The organism is Isoptericola dokdonensis DS-3, assembly GCF_001636295.1.
Lineage (GTDB): Bacteria > Actinomycetota > Actinomycetes > Actinomycetales > Cellulomonadaceae > Isoptericola > Isoptericola dokdonensis.
Map to the genome: position 1 here is coordinate 276,207 of NZ_CP014209.1, position 17,900 is coordinate 294,106.

The following is a 17,900-nucleotide window of genomic DNA, read 5'->3' on the forward strand; positions in this document are numbered from 1 at the left end:
GACTCGCGCCCGACAGCGCTGACTCGCGCCCGACAGCGCTGACTCGCGCCGGGGAGTGCTGACTCGCGCCCGACAGTGCTGACTCGCGCCCGACAGCGCTGACTCGCGAGTCAGCGCTGTCGCGCGCGAGTCAGCGCGGGCCCCGGACGGCACGGTGACCCGGCTCACCGACGGTGTACGGTGTGAGGGTGCAGCGCGTGGTGAGCCTCCTCCTTCCGTGCCGCGGCGGGGCCTGATCGAGGCCGGTTCCCTCGCCGCGGTGGATCTGGTGTGCCGGCCCTCGCCGACCTCCCTCGAAGGAACCCCCTGATGCAGAGCTCCCACGACACCCACGCCACCACCGGTATCGCCGCCCACAACCCGCAGCGGCCCTCCGGGATGCCCTACCACCGCTACGTGCCGTTCCACGAGCAGATCAAGGTCGACCTGCCGGACCGCACGTGGCCCGACCGCCGCATCGAGAAGGCGCCCCGCTGGTGCGCGGTCGACCTGCGCGACGGCAACCAGGCCCTCATCGAGCCGATGGACGCCGAGCGCAAGCTGCGGATGTTCGAGCTGCTCGTGCAGATGGGCTACAAGGAGATCGAGGTCGGCTTCCCGTCGGCGTCGCAGACGGACTTCGACTTCGTCCGCATGCTCATCGACTCCGGCCGCATCCCGGACGACGTCGTCATCCAGGTGCTGACGCAGTGCCGCGACCACCTCATCGAGCGCACCTACGACGCCATCCGGGGCGCCAAGCAGGCGATCGTGCACATCTACAACTCGACGTCGGTCCTCCAGCGGGAGGTCGTGTTCCGGTCCGACATGGACGGGATCGTCGACATCGCCCTGCAGGGCGCGCGGCTGTGCCGCAAGCTCGAGGAGACGGTCCCGGGGACGACGGTGTACTACGAGTACTCGCCGGAGTCGTACACGGGCACCGAGCTGGAGTTCGCGGCCCGCATCTGCAACGAGGTCCTCGACGTCCTGGAGCCGACGGCGGAGCGTCCCGTCATCGTCAACCTGCCGGCCACGGTGGAGATGGCGACGCCGAACGTGTACGCCGACTCGATCGAGTGGATGAGCCGGAACCTCAGGTACCGCGAGCACGTCGTGCTGTCCCTGCACCCCCACAACGACCGCGGCACCGCCGTGGCCGCCGCGGAGCTGGGCTACCAGGCGGGCGCGGACCGCATCGAGGGCTGCCTGTTCGGCAACGGCGAGCGCACCGGCAACGTGGACCTGGTGACGCTCGGCATGAACCTGTTCGGTCAGGGCATCGACCCGCAGATCGACTTCACGGCCGGCGGCGGCATCGACGCGATCCGGCGCACGGTGGAGTACTGCAACCAGATCCCGGTGCACGAGCGGCACCCGTACGCCGGCGACCTGGTGTTCACGGCGTTCTCCGGCTCCCACCAGGACGCCATCAAGAAGGGCTTCGAGCACATGGCCTCCCGGGCGGCGGCCGACGGCAAGCCCGTCGACGACCTCACCTGGGGCGTGCCGTACCTGCCGATCGACCCGAAGGACCTGGGCCGGTCGTACGAGGCCGTGATCCGCGTCAACAGCCAGTCCGGCAAGGGTGGGGTGGCCTACCTGCTCAAGACGGAGCACAGCCTGGACCTGCCGCGCCGGCTGCAGATCGAGTTCTCCGGCGTCGTGCAGCGGTACACCGACGCCGAGGGCAGCGAGGTCACCGGCGGGGACATCTGGCGGATGTTCACCGACGAGTACCTGCCGGTCGAGGACGGCGGCGGCACCGACGGCCTGGAGGCGTGGGGCCGGCTCAAGCTGCGCGAGATCCGCACCCGCGCGGTCGAGGACGGCGCGACGACGCTGGAGGTCGACGTCGTCGACCAGGGCGAGCGGCAGACGCTCGCCGGCTCGGGCAACGGCCCGCTGGCGGCGTTCGTCGCGGCGATCGCGACCGTCGGCGTCGACGTCAAGGTGCTGGACTACACGGAGCACGCGATGAGCGCGGGCGGCGACGCGACCGCCGCCGCGTACGTGGAGTGCGCGGTGGGCGACGACGTCCTGTGGGGCGTCGGCGTCGACCCGTCGATCACCACGGCGTCGCTCAAGGCGATCGTGTCCGCGGTGAACCGCGCCGAGCGCGCCTGACCACCGGCCACCTGACACCCGGCCCCTGCGGCCGAGCATGCGAGGAGCGCCCGTCAGCGAGACCGGACGGGCGCTCGTCGCATGCTCGGCCGCCCTCAGGGCATGCTCGACGACGACGACGGCAGCCGTCGCTGTCGGTCCGGGCTGAGAGAATGGCCGGGTGCCCCTGTACCGAGACGACGCGATCGTGCTGCGCACCCACAAGCTGGGCGAGGCGGACCGCATCATCACGCTCCTGACCCGGGAGCACGGCAAGGTCCGCGCGGTGGGACGGGGCGTGCGGCGCACGTCGTCACGGTTCGGCGCCCGGCTGGAGCCGTTCATGATGGTCGACGTGCAGCTCCACGCCGGGCGCAACCTGGACTCGGTGACGCAGGTCGAGACGGTGGGCGCGTTCGCCCGGCAGATCAGCGAGGACTACGGCCTGTACACGGCCGGCGCGGCGATGCTCGAGGCCGCGGACCGGCTCGTGGCGGCCGAGCGCGAGCCCGCGGTGCAGCAGTACTGGCTGCTCGTCGGCGCGCTGCGTGCGCTGTCCGAGCGGGCGCACGCGCCAGGCCTGGTGCTGGACTCTTACCTGCTGCGCGCGCTCGCCGTGGCGGGCTGGGCGGCGTCCTTCACCGACTGTGCCCGCTGCGGCGCACCGGGACCGCACCGGTCCTTCGCCGTCGCGCAGGGCGGCGCCGTCTGCTCCCGGTGCCGTCCGCCCGGCGCCGCCGCCCCTGCCGCCGAGACGTTCGAGCTCCTGGCCGCCCTGCTGGCGGGCGACTGGGACGTCGCCGACGCCGCGGAGCCGCGCCACCGCACCGAGGCGTCGGGCCTCGTGGCCGCCTATTCGCAGTTCTACCTGGAGCGCACGCTGCGCTCCCTGCGCATGATCGAGAGAGAGGCCTGATGCCCCGCGAGCCCCGGCAGTACGCCGAGCCCTACCCGCACCCGTCCGGTGCGACGCCCCCGGCGATCCCGCTGGAGTTCGTGCCCAACCACGTGGCGGTCGTCATGGACGGCAACGGCCGGTGGGCCAACGCCCGCGGGCTGTCGCGCATCGAGGGCCACAAGCAGGGCGAGAAGTCGCTGCTCGACGTCGTCGCGGGCGCCGTGCAGATCGGCGTCAAGCACGTGTCGGCGTACGCGTTCAGCACGGAGAACTGGAAGCGGTCGCCCGAGGAGGTGCGCTTCCTGATGAACTTCAACCGGGACGTCATCCGGCGCCGCCGCGACGAGATGTCCTCGTGGGGCGTACGCATCCGCTGGGCGGGGCGCCGGCCGAAGCTGTGGGGCTCGGTGATCAACGAGCTCCAGGTCGCGGAGGAGATGACGAAGGAGAACGATCGCTGCACGTTGACGATGTGCGTGAACTACGGCGGGCGCGCCGAGATCGCGGACGCCGCGGCCGCCATCGCCCGGGACGCCGTCGCGGGGAAGGTCAACCCGGCGCGCGTCAGCGAGAAGACGATCCAGAAGTACCTCGACGAGCCGGACCTGCCCGACGTCGACCTGTTCCTGCGGTCCTCCGGCGAGCAGCGCACCAGCAACTTCATGATCTGGCAGGCCGCGTACGCGGAGCTGGTGTTCCTGCCGGAGCCGTGGCCCGACGTCGACCGGCGGCACCTGTGGCGCGCGGTCGAGGAGTTCGCGCGCCGGGACCGGCGCTACGGCGGAGCGGTGGACGTGCCGACGGCTTGAGCCGTCCGAGGAGCGGGACCCGGCGCGCGATCGCGTTCACGCGCCCCAGGGGGCGCTCCACTTCGGGAAGGAGACGATCACGCGCCGGGTCCCGCCCCTCGGCCCGGTGAAGGCAGGGCCCGGCACACGACGGTGTGCCGGGCCCTGCTTCAAGGGGTCGCGAGGAGGCTCAGTCCTCGCCGTAGAGCGCGGCGAGCTGGTCGACGATGGCGGGGACGCCGTCGGTCCAGTCGTAGGACAGCGCGGTGGGCGGCGAGACGGACGAGACCGCGACGGGCTCGACGACCTTGACGATGTTGCCGGCGGCCACGGCGGGGATGGCCTGGAGCTCGGCCTTGGTGTCGAACGCCTCGGCCTCCTCCGGGGTGTAGATGTACGCCAGGAGGAAGTCGGCCTCGAGCTTGTCGAGCTCCTCGTAGGACAGCGTGTAGTAGAAGCCGCCGTCGGAGGTGTCGAGCTCCTCGACCGACGGGGCCGAGACGATGCCGAGGCCCTCGAGGATCGACACGCGCGGGTCGGCCGGGGTGTACACGTAGACGAGGCCCTCGGTGGGCGAGTCGACGATGGTCGCGTAGGTCTTGCCCTCGAACTCGGGGTGCTCGGCGGCGAGGTCGGCGAAGTAGGTGTCGATGTCGGCGAGGACCTGCTCACCGGCGGCGGAGCGGCCCAGAGCCTGCGCGGAGATCGAGACGATGTCGTCCCACGGCGTCGTCCAGGGCGTCTCCGGGTACGCGACGACGGGGGCGATGTCGCTGAGGACGTCGTACTGCTCCTGCGTGATGCCGGAGTAGGGGGCGAGGATGAGGTCGGGGTCGGCCTCGACGAACTCCTCGTAGGGGACCGAGGCGCCGCTCTCGGCGTCGGTGAAGATGGCCGGGGTCTCGGCGCCCAGCTCGGTGTAGCCCTCCTCGACCCAGGGGAGCAGGGTCTGCGGGCCGACGGTCCAGACCTGCTCGGCGACACCGACCGGGGCGACGCCGACGGCGAGCGCGGCCTCGGTGGAGCCCCAGCCCCAGGTGGCGACGCGCTGCGGCTCCGACTCGATCACGGTCTCGCCGTACGCGTGGGTGATGGTGATCGGGAACTCGTCGGTGGCGCCCTCGGCGGCGGGGGCCTCGGAGGCCGCGGTGTCCGCGGTCTCGGGCTCGCTCTCGGAGGCGCAGGCGGTCAGGGTCAGCGCGCCGACGGCGGCGAGCCCGACGGCGGCGGCAAGGGTGCGGCGGATGCGCAAGGGGACTCCTCGGTGTGCCCGCGCGGACGCGGGGTGGTTCACGATGAGGAAAGCCTAACCTCAGTTGCTGGCGCCGGGAACGGGCGTCTCACGCCCGTTCCCGGATCGTGACGTGATCTCAGTCACCCGACGGCTCGGTGGAGCCCGTCGGCGCGAGCGATCCGTCGGGGCGGTGGTGGCGGCCCACCGGCACGATCATCGGCGTTCCCGCGACCGGGTCCGGCACCACACGGGCGTCCAGCCCGAAGGCGTCCAGCACCGTCGCCTCGTCCAGCACGTCACCCGGCGCACCCTGCGCCACGACCTTCCCCGCGCTCATCACGACCAGGTGGTCGGCGTACCGCGCGGCGAGGTTCAGCTCGTGCAGCACCATGACCACGGTCGTGCCGCGCTCCCGGTTGAGGTCGTGCAGCAGGTCCAGCAGCTCGACCTGGTGCGTGACGTCGAGGTAGGTGGTGGGCTCGTCCAGCAGGACGACGTCCGTCTCCTGGGCGAGCACCATCGCGATCCACACCCGCTGGCGCTGCCCGCCGGACAGCTCGTCGACGGGGCGGTCGGCGAGGTCCGCGACGCCCGTCGCCTCCAGCGACCGCATCACCACCGCGTCGTCGTCGCTGCTGTGCCGGCCGAACCACCCCTGGTGCGGGTACCGGCCGCGGCCCACGAGCTCGGCCACGCGGACGCCGTCCGGCGCGACGGACGACTGGGGGAGCACGCCGACCAGCCGGGCGAGCTCCTTGCGGGCCATGCGGGTGACGTCCTGGTCGCCGAGCGTGACCCGGCCCGCGTCCAGCGGGTGCAGGCGAGCGAGCCCGCGCAGCAGCGTGGACTTGCCGCAGGCGTTCGGCCCGACGATCGCGGTGATCCGCCCGGCCGGCAGCTCGAGGTCGAGCCCGTCGATGACGCGGCGGCCGTCGTAGCCGATGCTGACGCCGTGCGCGGCCAGCGGGCCCGTGCGGGGCTCGCGGACCCGGGGCGCGGCGGGGTGCACGGTGTCGATCATGAGCGGGACCTCCGGTCGTGGGTGGCGAGCAGCCACAGCAGGTACGGGGCGCCGACGAGCCCGGTGACGATGCCCGTGGGCGCGCTGACGCCGAACAGCCCGTGCTGGGCCACCAGGTCGGACCCGAGCACCAGGGCGGCGCCCGTCGCCACGGCGACGGTGAGGGCGGGGCCGCCGTCGTCGAGCAGGCGCCGGGCGATGGCGGGCGCGACGAGCGCGACGAACGCGAGCGGCCCGACGACGGACGTCGCGACGGCGACGATCGCCACCGCCAGCGCCAGGGTCACGACGCGCGCCCGGTCGGCCCGCACGCCGAGGCCGGTCGCGTGGTCGTCGCCGAGGGCGAGCGGCGACTGCCAGCGGGCGACCAGCACGACGGCCAGGGCGAGGACGGCGAACCCGCCGCCGAGCACCCACAGCTCGGTGTCGCGGACGTCGGCGACGCTGCCGACGGTCCACACGAGGGCCGAGGCGGCGTCGCGCTGGTCGACCGACGCGAGCTCCCAGGCGAGGACCGACGACGCGAGGTAGGAGAACCCGACGCCGACCAGGACGAACCGGATGGCGTGCAGCCCGGACCGCCAGGCGAAGAACCAGATGAGCAGCGCGACGGTGGTCGCGCCGACGAACGCCCCGGCCGCGACGGCCAGGCCGGACAGGCCGAAGCCGAGCATCAGGGTGACGGCGCCGACCGACGCGCCGCCGGAGATGCCGAGGATGTCGGGGCTGGCCAGCAGGTTGCGCAGGGTGGACTGGAAGAGCCCGCCGGCGAGGGCGAACGCCGCCCCGGCGAGCAGCGCGGCGAGGATCCGCGGCAGGCGCAGGCGCTGGACGACGAACAGGTCGCCCTCGTCGCCGACGCCGAACAGCGCGGCGACGGCCTTGCCGGGCGACAGCGACGCGGGGCCGACCACGAGCGCGAGCGTGGCCAGGGCGAAGATCACCACGGCCAGCGTGGCCAGGACGACGACGAGCCGGCGGCGACGACGGGTCCGCAGGTCCCGGACGCCGTCGGCCCCGGAGCGGGTCGCGGGGGAGAGCGCGGCGGTCACAGGCCGGCCACCTTCCGGCCGCGGGCGACGGCGACGAGGACGGGGGCGCCGATCGCGGCGGCGACGATGCCGGCCTCGAGCTCGGCGTCGGGCAGCACGAGCCGGCCGATGACGTCGGAGCCGAGCAGCATGACGGGCCCGAGCAGGGCGCTCAGGGCGAGCACCCAGCGGTAGTCGGTGCCGACGAGCCGGCGGGCGGCGTGGGGCACGGCGAGCCCGACGAGCGCGATCGGCCCGGCGAGCGACGTGGCGGCGCCGGCGAGCAGGACGACGACCAGGCCGGAGGCCGCGCGGGTGAGGCCGACGTTCTGCCCGAGGCCGCGGGCGACGTCGTCGCCGAGGGCGAGCATGTTGAGGCGGTGGGCGAGCGCGGCCGCGATGACGACGCCGACCACCACGAAGGGCAGGACCACCAGCAGCGTGTCCAGGCCGCGGCCGGTGAGGGAGCCCACGGCCCAGAAGCGGTACAGGTTGAACGCGGCGGGGTCGCGCAGCAGCACCAGGGTGATGAGGGGCGTGATGAGCGCGGTGACGGTCGCGCCGACCAGCGCGAGCTTGACCGGCTGCCCGCCGCCGACGGCGAACACGAGCGCGGCGGTGGCGGCGGCGCCGAGGAACGCGAACCACACGAACTGCGACGGCTGGCTCAGCCCGAGCAGCCACACCGCGCACACGACGGCGAACGACGCGCCGGAGTTGAGGCCGAGCAGGCCGGGGTCGGCGATGGGGTTGCGGGTGACGCCCTGGATGACGGCGCCGCCGACGCCGAGCGCGAGCCCGGCGACGAGGCCGACGAGGGCGCGCGGGACGCGCTGGTCGAGCACGACGTCGTGGTCGACGTTCCCCGCGACGGGGGCCGTGAGCGCGTCCCAGACCACGGCGGGGGAGATGTCGCGGACGCCGAGGGCGAGGCTGGCGACCACGACGACGCCGAGCCCGAGCAGGCTCAGCGTGAGGGTGAGCAGCCGGCGGCGGGTCCTGCGGGCCACCTGGCCGCTCGCGTCGGTCGTCACGCGGGCCGCGGAGGGCGTTGCGTGAGGTGAGGCGAGCATTGCCTAAGTCTGGCACACGCCGTGGAGCGGTCCGTCCGCGCTCCGGGTGGCGGACGTCAGGCGGTCTCGACCTCGGCGGGGGTGCGGGCGCGACGGCGGCGCAGCCACCACCACCCGCCGGCGACGACGAGCGCGGCGGCGCCCAAGAGCGCCACGGGGTGCAGGAGGAACAGCCAGATCGCCGCGTACAGCGCGGCGGCGCCGACGGTCGTCCAGACGGCCGCCCACAGCAGGCAGCCGACGACGAGGGCGACGAGGTAGCGGCCGAACGGCATGCGCAGGTACCCCGCGCAGAGGTTCACCACCGTCTGCACGCCCACCGTGAGGAAGGACAGTGTCACGGCCGGCGGTCCCCACCGGTGGAGGCGGTCGATGACGACGACGGCGCGCGGGCTCGCCAGGAACGTCGCCAGCCGGGTGCCGCCGAGCCCGCGGGCGACACCCCGGCCCAGCCAGTAGGTGGCCTGGGCGCGGGCCATGACGATGCAGAACGCGACGAGGTAGACCGCCCAGAACGGGAACCCGTCGAGCGTGAACACGCCGTGCCGCTCGGCGTCGTCCGCCGCGGCGGCCAGGAGGGGAGCGCTCGTCACGACCCCATCATGCCAGGCAAGCCTGGCCTCACCTCACCGCGCCTGCTGCGCCGCCCGGCAGTCGGCGCAGGTGCCCCACAGCTCGACCGTGTGCTCGATGTCGGCGAAGCCGTGGCTCGCGGCGACGCTCGCCGCCCACGACTCCACGGTGGGCCCGTCGATCTCGACCGCGCGGCCGCAGGAGCGGCACACGAGGTGGTGGTGGTGCTCGGTGCGGGCGCACCGGCGGTACAGGGCCTCGCCGTCGTCGGCCCGCAGCACGTCCACGTCCCCGCCGTCGGCCAGGGCCTGGAGCGTGCGGTAGACGGTGGCGAGCCCGACGGCGTCGCCGCGGTTGCGCAGCTGCTCGTGGAGCTGCTGCGCGCTGCGGAACTCGTCGGATCCCTCGAGGACCTCGGCGACGGCGGCACGCTGCTTCGTCATGCGCAGCTGGGTCATCGGACGCAGTCTCCTTCGGTGGCCGGGTCGGCGGTGGCGACCTCGACGTCGTCGGGGATGTCCGGGTGCGGGTCGCCCGCGGGCCGACGACGGTCGAGCAGCGGGTGCAAGCCTGCCACGACCGCGTACACCGCGATGGCGAGGACCACGATGAGGGCGCCGGGGGAGACCGGGTACCAGTAGGTGATGCTCAGGCCGGTGACGCACACGGTGACGCCGATGATCGACGCGACCGTCATGGTGCGGCGGAACGAGTGCGTGAGGAGCTGGCCGATCGCGACGGGCACGATCATCAGCGCGGAGACGAGCAGCAGCCCGACCACGCGCATCGCGACGGTCACCGTCAGCGCGGCGAGGATCGCGACGGCCATGTTCAGCGCCCACACGGGCAGGCCGGACGAGATCGCGAACTCCTCGTCGTGGCTGACGGAGAACAGCGCGGCGCGCAGCCCGACCCCGACGAGCAGGATGAGGACCGACAGCACGACGGTGAGCACGAGGTCGGTGGTGGTCACGGTCGAGATGGACCCGAACAGGTACGCCATGAGGCTGCCGGACGAGCCGCCCGCGATGCCGATGATGAGCACGCCGCCCGCGATGCCGCCGTAGAACATGATCGCCAGCGCCAGGTCGCCCGAGGTGCGGCCGCGGCGGCGCACCACCTCGATGAGCACCGATCCGACGACGGACGCGACGATCGCCCCGGGGATGGCGAGGGCGTCGACGGGGACGAGCCCCATCGTCGAGCCGACCAGCCAGCCGAGGGCCACGCCCGTGAGCGCGACGTGCCCGATGCCGTCGCCCAGCAGGGCGAGGCGGCGCTGCACGAGGTAGGTGCCGACGACGGGGGCGCAGGCGCCGACCAGCAGTGCCGCCAGCAGGGCCCGCTGCATGAGCGGGTCGGTGAGCATGTAGCCGATCTCGCTCACGGCCGGGCCTCCTCGTCGGTGTCGAGCGGGCCGCCGAGGCCGACGCGCGTGCCGGAGCGCAGGGGCAGCTCCGAGGTGTGGGGGTGGACGTGGTCGTGCGTCGCGTCGTCGTGGGACGCGTGCGGACGGGGCGGGGCGCCGTCGTGCACCACCTTGCCGTGCCGCAGCACGACGGCGCGGGTGATGAGGTCCGCCAGCTCGCCGAGCTCGTGCAGGACCACCAGGACGGTGAGGCCGTCGCCGACGAGCCGCGTCATGGTGGCGGCGAACGCCTCCTGGCTGGGGCGGTCGACGCCGGCGACGGGCTCGTCGAGGACGAGCAGCTCGGGGCCGCGGACGAGCGCGCGGGCGATGAGGACGCGCTGCTGCTGGCCGCCGGAGAGCCTGCTGGTGGGTTCGTCGGCGCGCTCGGCGAGGCCGACCTGGTCGAGCGCGTCGGCGGCCAGGCCGCGCCACCCGCGCGGCAGGCGCAGGCGGCGGCCGTGCAGCAGCCCGGACGCGACGACCTCGCGCGCCGTCGACGGCACGCCCGCCGCGGCGGTCACCCGCTGCGGCACATAGCCCACCCGGCCCCAGGGCACGGCGTTGCCGACCCGGTGGCCGAGCAGGTCGACCGTGCCGGCGCTGGGGGGCAGCACCCCGACGACGGTGCGCACCAACGTGGACTTGCCGGAGCCGTTCGCGCCCAGCAGCGCGACGACCTCGCCGGCGTCGACCCGCAGGTCGATGCCGCGCAGCACGTGGCTGGCCCCGAGGTGCACGTGCACGCCGCGGACGTCCACGGCGGGGGAGCCGGTGCGGGTGTCGGCGGGGACCGTCATGCGTCGCAGCCCAGGCCGGTGACGAGCGAGTCGAGGTTGTCGTCCATGACGGCAACGTAGTCCGCCCCGGCGTCGGCGGCCTCCGTGGAGAGCCCCTCCAGCGGGTCGAGGACGGCGGTGGCCACGCCGAGGTCGGACGCGAGGGTCTCGGCGACCTTCGGGCTCGTGAGGGTCTCGGTGAAGATGGTCTGCACGTCGTTCGCCTCGACGACGTCGCCGATCTCGCGCAGGCGCGCCGGGGACGGCTCGGCCTCGGGGTCGATCGCCGCGATGCCGATCTGGACGAGGTCGTAGCGCTCGGCGAGGTAGCCGAAAGCGGTGTGGCTCGTCACGAGGGTCTGGCCGGCGCACGGCTCCAGCGCGGTCGCGTAGCGCGCGTCGAGGTCGTCGAGCGTCGCGGTGAGGGCCTCGGCGTTGGCCGCGTAGGTGGCGGCGTTGCCGGGGTCGACGGCGGACAGCTCGTCGGCCACCGCGTCCGCGACGGGCTCCAGCAGGGTCGGGTCGAGCCAGAAGTGCGGGTCGAGGGCGCCGTGGTCGTGGCCGTCCTCCTCGTCCGCGTGCTCGGCGTGCTCCTCGGCGGTCTCGCCCTCGTGCTCGTCGTCCATGTGCTCGACGGTGCCGGGGCTCGCCTCGAGCTCGACGACGTCGGCGGCATCCACGACGTGCTCAGGCTGTCGGGCGTCCACGGCCTCGTCGACGGCGGCCTGGAAGCCGGACTGGTAGACGACGAGGTCGGCGTCGCCGACGGCGCGCACCTGGGCGGGGGCGAGCTCCAGGTCGTGGGGCTCGGCGGACGGGGGCGTGAGGTTGTCGACGCTCACCAGGTCGCCGCCCACCTGCTCGGCCACGTACTGCAGGGGGTAGAAGGACGCCAGCACCTGCAGCGTGCCGTCGTCGGACCCGGTGCCCTCGCCGTCGGTGGAGCAGGCGGTGAGCGCGACCGCGGGCAGGGCGAGCGCGGCGGTGGCGGCGAGGGCGCGACGAAGGGTAGGCATGAGAACCATTCTCAGGCAGTTCGAGAATGAATGTCAAAGCCGCACGGGGCGACCCTCGTCACGCTACGCGGCGACCGCGGTCGTCGCAGCGCCGCCGTGGCCGGTCCGCGGGGCCGCGTCGTCCGTCGCGGCGGCCGGTAGGCTGGCTGGCGGTGCCCGTCGGGCGCCGAACCATCGTGAACAAGCCCCGCCGGAGCCACCGGCTGGGGCCGACACCCAGGAGTGATCCGTGGCTGCACCGTCCCCCTCCGCCCAGCTCGACGCCGTCGTCTCCCTCGCCAAGCGCCGGGGATTCGTCTTCCAGTCCGGCGAGATCTACGGCGGGACGCGCTCCGCGTGGGACTACGGCCCCCTCGGTGTCGAGCTCAAGGAGAACATCAAGAAGCAGTGGTGGAAGGCCATGACGCGACGTCCCGACGTCGTCGGCCTCGACTCGTCGGTCATCCTGCCGACGCCGGTGTGGAAGGCGTCCGGCCACCTCGGCGCGTTCACCGACCCGCTGACGGAGTGCCTGAGCTGCCACAAGCGGTTCCGCGAGGACCAGATGATCGAGGAGTTCGCCGAGCGCAAGGGCCGTGAGCCCGAGGGCGGACTCGCCGAGATCGCCTGCCCGAGCTGCGGCACCCGCGGCCAGTGGACCGAGCCCCGCGACTTCAACATGATGCTGTCGACCTACCTCGGCCCGGTCGAGGACGAGTCCGGCCGCCACTACCTGCGCCCCGAGACGGCGCAGGGCATCTTCGTGAACTTCGCGAACGTCGCCTCGGTCTCGCGGCAGAAGCCGCCCTTCGGCATCGCGCAGATCGGCAAGTCGTTCCGCAACGAGATCACGCCGGGCAACTTCATCTTCCGCACGCGCGAGTTCGAGCAGATGGAGATGGAGTTCTTCGTCGAGCCGGGCACGGACGCCGAGTGGCACCAGTACTGGATCGACACCCGCATGGCCTGGTACACGGGCCTCGGCATCGCCCCGGAGAACCTGCGCCTCTACGAGCACCCCGAGGACAAGCTCTCGCACTACTCCACCCGCACCGTCGACATCGAGTACCGCTTCGGGTTCACCGGCTCGGAGTGGGGCGAGCTCGAGGGCATCGCGAACCGCACCGACTTCGACCTGTCGACGCACGCGGAGCACTCCGGCAAGGACCTGATGTACCGCGACCCGGTGACGAACGAGAAGTACTTCCCGTACGTCATCGAGCCCGCCGCCGGCCTCACCCGCTCGCTCATGGCGTTCCTCGTCGAGGCCTACGCCGAGGACGAGGCGCCCAACACCAAGGGCGGCGTCGACAAGCGGACCGTGCTGCGCCTCGACAAGCGCCTCGCGCCCGTCAAGGCCGCGGTGCTGCCGCTGTCCAAGAGCGCCGAGCTGATGCCGACCGCCGAGAAGCTCGCCACCGAGCTGCGCGAGCACTGGAACGTCGACCACGACATCACCCAGGCCATCGGCAAGCGGTACCGCCGTCAGGACGAGATCGGCACGCCGTACTGCGTGACGGTGGACTTCGACACGCTCGAGGACCAGGCCGTGACCATCCGGGACCGCGACACCATGGCCCAGGAGCGCGTCGCGCTCGACCAGGTCGCCGGCTACCTCGGCCAGCGACTGCTGGGCTGCTGAGCCACCGCCCGGCACTGCCGGGCACACGAACGGGGGCCGTCCACCAGGACGGCCCCCGTTTCGTGCTGCCGACGCCACCGATGGCGTCGTGCGCGTCAGGTCAGTTCTTGGCCCGCCGCAGCAGCCCCAGCACGAGGCTGACGACCAGGACGATCACACCGATCCAGAGCAGGAACTGCCCGATCTCGGTCGCGACCCCCAGGATCACGAGCACGACGCCGATGATGATGAGAATGAGCCACAGAGGCACAAGGATCTCCTTCGTCCGTCCCGACAGGTCTTGCCGGGCTTGTCACGACACTTCCACGATGCGCCGGTGTGCGCATCTTGAACCTTTGGCGCCGGATGTCGCCGCTGGTCAGCCGACCTTGCGGTTCCCGCGGTTGACCAGCACCAGCACGACGCCGACCACCATCGCGATCACCCCGGCCCAGATGAAGATCTGACCGAGGCCGATCAGGCCGAGGATCAGCGAGACGAGCCCGGCGATGATGAGAACCAGCCACAGAGCCATGAGGTGTGTCCTTTCGTCGTGGTTTGCACACGTTGCCACCGTCCGCGGTCACCGGCATCCCGGGCGGCCGGATCGTGACGCGTCCCACGGGGACGGACGCGGCGCCGATGGGACAATGGACCGGTGAGTGCTGTGCTTCCCCCGCTGCAGATCGGCCCCCTGACGGTCGCCACGCCCGTCGTGCTGGCGCCGATGGCCGGCGTGACCAACCGTGCGTTCCGCACCCTGTGCCGCGAGGCCGGACGGTCCACCGGCTTCGACCCGGGCCTGTACGTCGCCGAGATGGTGACGTCCCGTGCGCTCGTGGAGCGCAACACCGAGGCGCTGCGCATCGTCACGTTCGGGCCCGACGAGACGCCGCGCTCGGCGCAGGTGTACGGCGTGGACCCGGCGACGGTGGGCGCCGCGGTGAAGATCATCGCCGGTGAGGACAGTGCCGACCACGTCGACCTCAACTTCGGCTGCCCGGTGCCCAAGGTGACCCGCAAGGGCGGCGGCGCCGCCCTGCCGTGGAAGAAGCAGCTCTTCACCGACATCGTGCGCGCCGCCGTCACCGCGGCCGAGCCGTACGGCGTCCCGGTGACCGTGAAGATGCGCAAGGGAATCGACGACGACCACCTCACCTACCTCGAGGCCGGCCGCACCGCCGAGTCCCTCGGCGCGGCCGCGGTCGCGCTGCACGCCCGCACCGCCGCGCAGCACTACTCCGGCACCGCCGACTGGACCGCGATCGCGCGGCTCAAGGAGGAGGTCCGCACCGTGCCGGTGCTCGGCAACGGCGACATCTGGGCGGCCGAGGACGCCGTGCGCATGGTCCGCGAGACCGGCGCCGACGGCGTCGTCGTGGGCCGCGGCTGCCAGGGACGCCCCTGGCTGTTCGCCGACCTCGCCGCCGCGTTCAACGGCTCCGACGTCCGCGTCCGCCCCGGCCTGCGCGACGTCGCCGACGCGATCTACCGGCACGGCGAGCTCATGATCGAGTACTACGACGGCGACGAGTTCAAGGGCGTGCGCGACCTGCGCAAGCACATGGCCTGGTACCTCAAGGGGTACGCCGTCGGCGGCGACGCCCGCCGGGCGCTCGCGATGGTGTCGTCGCTCGCCGAGCTGCGCGAGCACCTCGACGCCCTCGACCTCACCCTCGGCTACCCGGGCGACGACGCCGAGGGCCCGCGCGGGCGTGCGGGGTCCGCCAAGACCCCGCACCTGCCGTACGGCTGGCTGGACTCGCGCGACCTCGACGCCGAGTTCGAGGCGAAGCTGCGCGAGGCCGAGCTGTCCGTCTCCGGCGGCTGAGCCCGGCGGCGGGCCTCAGGTCAGCAGGGTCTCCCCGACGAACCCGCCCTCGGCGCAGCCCGGCGGCACCGCGAACACCGACGACCCGACCGGCGTCGTCCACTCGTTGAGCAGGTCGAGGTCCGCCAGGCGCTGCTGCAGGGGCGTGAACTGCCGGTCGACGTCGGCCTGGAACGACACGAAGATCAGCCCGGAGTCCGACACCTCGGCACCCGTGGGGGCGTCGTCGTAGCTGTACGCACGCCGGAAGATCCGCTGCGTCGGGTCGTCCCCGCGGGCGCGGCGCACGTGGGAGAACTCGGCGATGACGGGGAACCCGAGGGACGTCGTCGCCTCGAAGTCGGGTTCGTCGTGCTCCCGGCTGCCGGTCAGCGGCGCCCCGTTGCTCAGGTAGCGCCCCACCGACTGCTCGCGCCCGGACCGGTCGAGCTCGTCCCAGGTGTCCAGGTGCATGGCGATGCGGCGCAGCACCACGCTCGTGCCGCCGGCGAGCCACCCGTCGGTGCTCCACACGACCTGGTCGAAGTCGGTGGTGCCCGGCTCGGGGTTGACGGTGCCGTCGACCTGCCCGAACAGGTTGCGCATCGTGGTGCCGGGGCGTTCGGTGCCGTAGGCGCGCCGGAAACCCTGCTGCACCCACCGCACGGTGGTGAAGCTGCGGGTGTCCTTGAGCAGCATGCGGGTCGCGTGCGCGACGGTGAGCGGGTCGTCCGCGGCGACCTGGACCAGCAGGTCGCCGTCGCTGAGCTCCGGCAGCAGCCGGTCGATCGTGAACTCCGGCAGCGGTCTGAGCCAGCCCGGGGCGACGCCGCTCGCCCGGGCCACGAACCGGGGGCCGAACGCGAACGTCACGGTGAGCCGGGCGGGGGAGACGGCGAGCTCCGGCTCGGAGTCCGCCAGCGCGGGCTCGCCCCGGGTGAGGCGCGCGGCGTCGTCGGACACGATCCGCATCAGCCGGCGCAGCGCGTCCCGGTCGACGTCGTCGCGCAGGTCGAGGCCGAGGAACGTGGCGTGCGCCTGCGCGGGCGTCGCGATGCCCGCCTGGTGCACGCCGTGGAACGGGACCGTCCCGGTGCCGTGCGGGGGCGCGGGCGTCACGACGGGGTCGGGCTGCCGGAGGGCCTTGTCGGCGCCGATCGCCGCGGCGGCGCCGACGCCGGCGACAGCCCCTCCGAGGAGGAACTGCCGCCGGGTCGAACCCGCCCGGCCGGTGCGCGTGCTCCGGTCGGGGGACGCCATCAGGCGTCCTCGTCCACCGTGTGCTCGTGGTCGTGCTCGGTGCCGTCCATGTCCATGTCCATGTCCATGTCGGAGTCGTCGCCGGAGTAGCTCTCGTTGGCGCCCGAGTAGTCCTTGACCGGTGCGGTGATCTCCGCGGTGGAGTCGTCCGAGAACGTCAGCGTGACCGTGACCTCCTCGCCCGCCTCCAGCGGGTCGGTCAGGTCCATGAGCATGAGGTGGTTGCCGCCGGGCTCCAGGGACAGGGTCTCGCCAGGGCCGACGACGAACCCGCCGTCGATCTCCTGCATCGTCATCGCGCCGGTCCCGTCGTCGACGGTCTCGTGCAGCTCGACCATCCCGGCGGCCTCGCTGGTCGCGGAGACGATCGTGACGTCGTCGCCGCCGTCGTTGGTGATCTCGCCGAACGCGGCGGACATGCCCTCGTCGGCGGCCTTGACCCACGGGTCGGTGACGGTGACGGACTCCGCGGCGTTCGACCCGGAGGTCGCCGAACCGGCGGTGCCCGCGGCGGGCTCGTCCGCCGCGGCGCAGCCGGTGAGCGCGAGCGCGCTGAGGGACAGCAGGACGAGGGCGGTCGTGGTGCGGTGGTGACGGAGGAACATGTCAGTGCCTTTCGGGGGAGTCCGACGGCGCGGCGTCCGCGGCGTCCGCGGGCGTGACGTCGTCGCCGGCCACGGTGTCGCGGCGGCGGGAACGGGTGAGGAGGAACAGGACGGCGAGCGCGAGCAGCGCGCCGCCGGCGCCGACGAGCAGGACCCGCGTGGGTCCGTCGTCGGAGGAAGAGGCCGCAGCCTCGCCCTGAGCCGTGCTGCCCTGGGCCGGGCCGCCCTGCTCGGCGTCGACCGGCGCGGCGCCCTCGGCCGGCCCGGCGGCGTCCGGCGGCGTGCCGCGTTCCAGCGGGGTGCCGTCACCGACGACGAACCCGACCACGCCGGAGATCGGGTGGCCGTCCGCGGAGACGACGCGCCAGCGGACCTCGTAGCCGGCGTCCGGCATCTCCGCGTCGAGGGGGACCTGCACCTGGGTGCCGTCGAGGACGGGTTCGGCGGCGGCCCAGTCGTGGCCGTCCGCGTCGGCGACGATCACCGTCGCCCCGAGGTCGAGGAGGTCGTCGGAGTAGGTGAGCGTGATCTGGTCGGGGGCGGACTCCAGGACGGAGCCCGCCGCGGGGTCGCTGCTGATCAGCTGGTCGTGGGCGGACGCCGGGGCGGCCGTCGCGAGGAGCGCGACGACGCCGGTGACGATGCCGCCCGCGACCACGCGGGTGCGGGACATGGAAGGGCCTCTCCGGTGCCCGGGTGGGCACCAGCACGGGTGGGCT

19 protein-coding genes are annotated in these 17,900 nt (G+C 73.2%); 5 read left to right on the forward strand and 14 right to left on the reverse strand.

Translation table 11 applies throughout. From position 1 onward, the window contains the following. Positions 1-309 precede the first annotated feature (309 nt). The 3 genes from leuA (at position 310) to I598_RS01250 (ending at position 3,792) form a co-directional block, all read left to right on the forward strand. Complete coding sequence (gene leuA / locus I598_RS01240) at positions 310-2,106, forward strand: 2-isopropylmalate synthase (RefSeq protein ID WP_068200586.1); 1,797 nt, start codon at positions 310-312, stop codon at positions 2,104-2,106. Between the two features lie 160 nt (positions 2,107-2,266). Then, entirely contained in the window at positions 2,267-3,001 is a 735-nt protein-coding gene (recO, locus tag I598_RS01245; RefSeq protein ID WP_068200588.1) for a DNA repair protein RecO, read from the forward strand. Continuing rightward, entirely contained in the window at positions 3,001-3,792 is a 792-nt protein-coding gene (locus I598_RS01250; protein WP_068200590.1) for an isoprenyl transferase, read from the forward strand. The genes recO and I598_RS01250 overlap by 1 nt, the downstream gene beginning before the upstream one ends. A 169-nt stretch (positions 3,793-3,961) precedes the next feature. On the opposite strand, the gene I598_RS01255 is transcribed toward I598_RS01250, so the two are convergent. The 9 genes from I598_RS01255 to I598_RS01295 form a co-directional block, all read right to left on the reverse strand. Continuing rightward, the gene (locus I598_RS01255; RefSeq protein ID WP_068200592.1) at positions 3,962-5,023 is read right to left on the reverse strand and encodes an iron-siderophore ABC transporter substrate-binding protein; all 1,062 of its coding nucleotides are present in this window, start codon (positions 5,021-5,023) and stop codon (positions 3,962-3,964) included. Between the two features lie 118 nt (positions 5,024-5,141). Continuing rightward, positions 5,142-6,026 carry an ABC transporter ATP-binding protein gene (locus I598_RS01260; protein WP_068200594.1) on the reverse strand — a complete coding sequence of 295 codons (885 nt, stop codon included), beginning with the start codon at positions 6,024-6,026 and terminating at the stop codon, positions 5,142-5,144. Then, positions 6,023-7,078, reverse strand: coding sequence for a FecCD family ABC transporter permease (locus I598_RS01265; RefSeq protein WP_083972751.1), 1,056 nt, complete (start codon positions 7,076-7,078; stop codon positions 6,023-6,025). Before I598_RS01265 ends, I598_RS01260 begins: the two co-directional genes overlap by 4 nt. Next, positions 7,075-8,130, reverse strand: a complete 1,056-nt coding sequence (locus I598_RS01270) for a FecCD family ABC transporter permease (protein ID WP_068200595.1) — start codon at positions 8,128-8,130, stop codon at positions 7,075-7,077. The genes I598_RS01265 and I598_RS01270 overlap by 4 nt, the downstream gene beginning before the upstream one ends. Before the next feature lie 56 nt (positions 8,131-8,186). Beyond that, positions 8,187-8,723 carry a DedA family protein gene (locus I598_RS01275; protein WP_083972752.1) on the reverse strand — a complete coding sequence of 179 codons (537 nt, stop codon included), beginning with the start codon at positions 8,721-8,723 and terminating at the stop codon, positions 8,187-8,189. Positions 8,724-8,756: 33 nt separating this feature from the next. Continuing rightward, on the reverse strand, positions 8,757-9,161 hold the full coding sequence (locus I598_RS01280) for a Fur family transcriptional regulator (protein WP_068200597.1): 405 nt from the start codon (positions 9,159-9,161) through the stop codon (positions 8,757-8,759). Then, the gene (locus tag I598_RS01285) at positions 9,158-10,072 is read right to left on the reverse strand and encodes a metal ABC transporter permease (protein WP_068204712.1); all 915 of its coding nucleotides are present in this window, start codon (positions 10,070-10,072) and stop codon (positions 9,158-9,160) included. The genes I598_RS01280 and I598_RS01285 overlap by 4 nt, the downstream gene beginning before the upstream one ends. 14 nt (positions 10,073-10,086) lie before the next feature. After that, on the reverse strand, positions 10,087-10,911 hold the full coding sequence (locus I598_RS01290; RefSeq protein WP_068200599.1) for a metal ABC transporter ATP-binding protein: 825 nt from the start codon (positions 10,909-10,911) through the stop codon (positions 10,087-10,089). Then, positions 10,908-11,906 carry a metal ABC transporter solute-binding protein, Zn/Mn family gene (locus I598_RS01295; RefSeq protein ID WP_068200601.1) on the reverse strand — a complete coding sequence of 333 codons (999 nt, stop codon included), beginning with the start codon at positions 11,904-11,906 and terminating at the stop codon, positions 10,908-10,910. The genes I598_RS01290 and I598_RS01295 overlap by 4 nt, the downstream gene beginning before the upstream one ends. Positions 11,907-12,135: 229 nt before the next feature. Here I598_RS01295 and I598_RS01300 point away from each other — a divergent pair, with 229 nt between their 5' ends. Further along, positions 12,136-13,527 carry a glycine--tRNA ligase gene (locus I598_RS01300; RefSeq protein WP_068200602.1) on the forward strand — a complete coding sequence of 464 codons (1,392 nt, stop codon included), beginning with the start codon at positions 12,136-12,138 and terminating at the stop codon, positions 13,525-13,527. A 100-nt stretch (positions 13,528-13,627) separates the two neighbouring features. Here the strand turns inward: I598_RS01300 and I598_RS17800 are convergent, their stop codons facing one another. Together I598_RS17800 and I598_RS17805 are read right to left on the reverse strand one after the other, a co-directional pair. Then, positions 13,628-13,777 (reverse strand): hypothetical protein, encoded by a 150-nt coding sequence (locus I598_RS17800; RefSeq protein WP_198155722.1) that lies wholly within the window; start codon positions 13,775-13,777, stop codon positions 13,628-13,630. A 108-nt stretch (positions 13,778-13,885) separates the two neighbouring features. Then, the gene (locus I598_RS17805; protein WP_198155723.1) at positions 13,886-14,041 is read right to left on the reverse strand and encodes a hypothetical protein; all 156 of its coding nucleotides are present in this window, start codon (positions 14,039-14,041) and stop codon (positions 13,886-13,888) included. Between the two features lie 192 nt (positions 14,042-14,233). On the opposite strand from I598_RS17805, the gene dusB reads away from it, so the two are divergent. Continuing rightward, positions 14,234-15,337 (forward strand): tRNA dihydrouridine synthase DusB, encoded by a 1,104-nt coding sequence (gene dusB / locus I598_RS01305; protein ID WP_418268509.1) that lies wholly within the window; start codon positions 14,234-14,236, stop codon positions 15,335-15,337. A gap of 15 nt (positions 15,338-15,352) precedes the next feature. On the opposite strand, the gene I598_RS01310 is transcribed toward dusB, so the two are convergent. The 3 genes from I598_RS01310 to I598_RS01320 are packed head-to-tail and all read right to left on the reverse strand — an operon-like array spanning position 15,353 to position 17,854. After that, entirely contained in the window at positions 15,353-16,576 is a 1,224-nt protein-coding gene (locus I598_RS01310; RefSeq protein WP_068200606.1) for a Dyp-type peroxidase, read from the reverse strand. Next, positions 16,576-17,181, reverse strand: coding sequence for a copper chaperone PCu(A)C (locus I598_RS01315; RefSeq protein ID WP_068200609.1), 606 nt, complete (start codon positions 17,179-17,181; stop codon positions 16,576-16,578). Before I598_RS01315 ends, I598_RS01310 begins: the two co-directional genes overlap by 1 nt. A gap of 1 nt (position 17,182) precedes the next feature. Further along, on the reverse strand, positions 17,183-17,854 hold the full coding sequence (locus tag I598_RS01320) for a copper resistance CopC family protein (RefSeq protein WP_068200610.1): 672 nt from the start codon (positions 17,852-17,854) through the stop codon (positions 17,183-17,185). Positions 17,855-17,900 lie beyond the last annotated feature (46 nt).

Bases quoted from the DNA above. Each gene is read 5' to 3' on its own strand.
- I598_RS01285 (WP_068204712.1), bottom strand. From the start codon at position 10,072: ATGCTCACCGACCCGCTCATGCAGCGGGCCCTGCTGGCGGCACTGCTG.
- I598_RS01260 (WP_068200594.1), bottom strand. From the start codon at position 6,026: ATGATCGACACCGTGCACCCCGCCGCGCCCCGGGTCCGCGAGCCCCGC.
- I598_RS01290 (WP_068200599.1), bottom strand. From the start codon at position 10,911: ATGACGGTCCCCGCCGACACCCGCACCGGCTCCCCCGCCGTGGACGTC.
- I598_RS01250 (WP_068200590.1), top strand. From the start codon at position 3,001: ATGCCCCGCGAGCCCCGGCAGTACGCCGAGCCCTACCCGCACCCGTCC.
- leuA (WP_068200586.1), top strand. From the start codon at position 310: ATGCAGAGCTCCCACGACACCCACGCCACCACCGGTATCGCCGCCCAC.
- I598_RS01280 (WP_068200597.1), bottom strand. From the start codon at position 9,161: ATGACCCAGCTGCGCATGACGAAGCAGCGTGCCGCCGTCGCCGAGGTC.
- I598_RS01315 (WP_068200609.1), bottom strand. From the start codon at position 17,181: ATGTTCCTCCGTCACCACCGCACCACGACCGCCCTCGTCCTGCTGTCC.
- I598_RS01320 (WP_068200610.1), bottom strand. From the start codon at position 17,854: ATGTCCCGCACCCGCGTGGTCGCGGGCGGCATCGTCACCGGCGTCGTC.
- I598_RS01295 (WP_068200601.1), bottom strand. From the start codon at position 11,906: ATGCCTACCCTTCGTCGCGCCCTCGCCGCCACCGCCGCGCTCGCCCTG.
- I598_RS01310 (WP_068200606.1), bottom strand. From the start codon at position 16,576: ATGGCGTCCCCCGACCGGAGCACGCGCACCGGCCGGGCGGGTTCGACC.
- I598_RS01270 (WP_068200595.1), bottom strand. From the start codon at position 8,130: ATGCTCGCCTCACCTCACGCAACGCCCTCCGCGGCCCGCGTGACGACC.
- I598_RS17805 (WP_198155723.1), bottom strand. From the start codon at position 14,041: ATGGCTCTGTGGCTGGTTCTCATCATCGCCGGGCTCGTCTCGCTGATC.
- dusB (WP_418268509.1), top strand. From the start codon at position 14,234: ATGGCCGGCGTGACCAACCGTGCGTTCCGCACCCTGTGCCGCGAGGCC.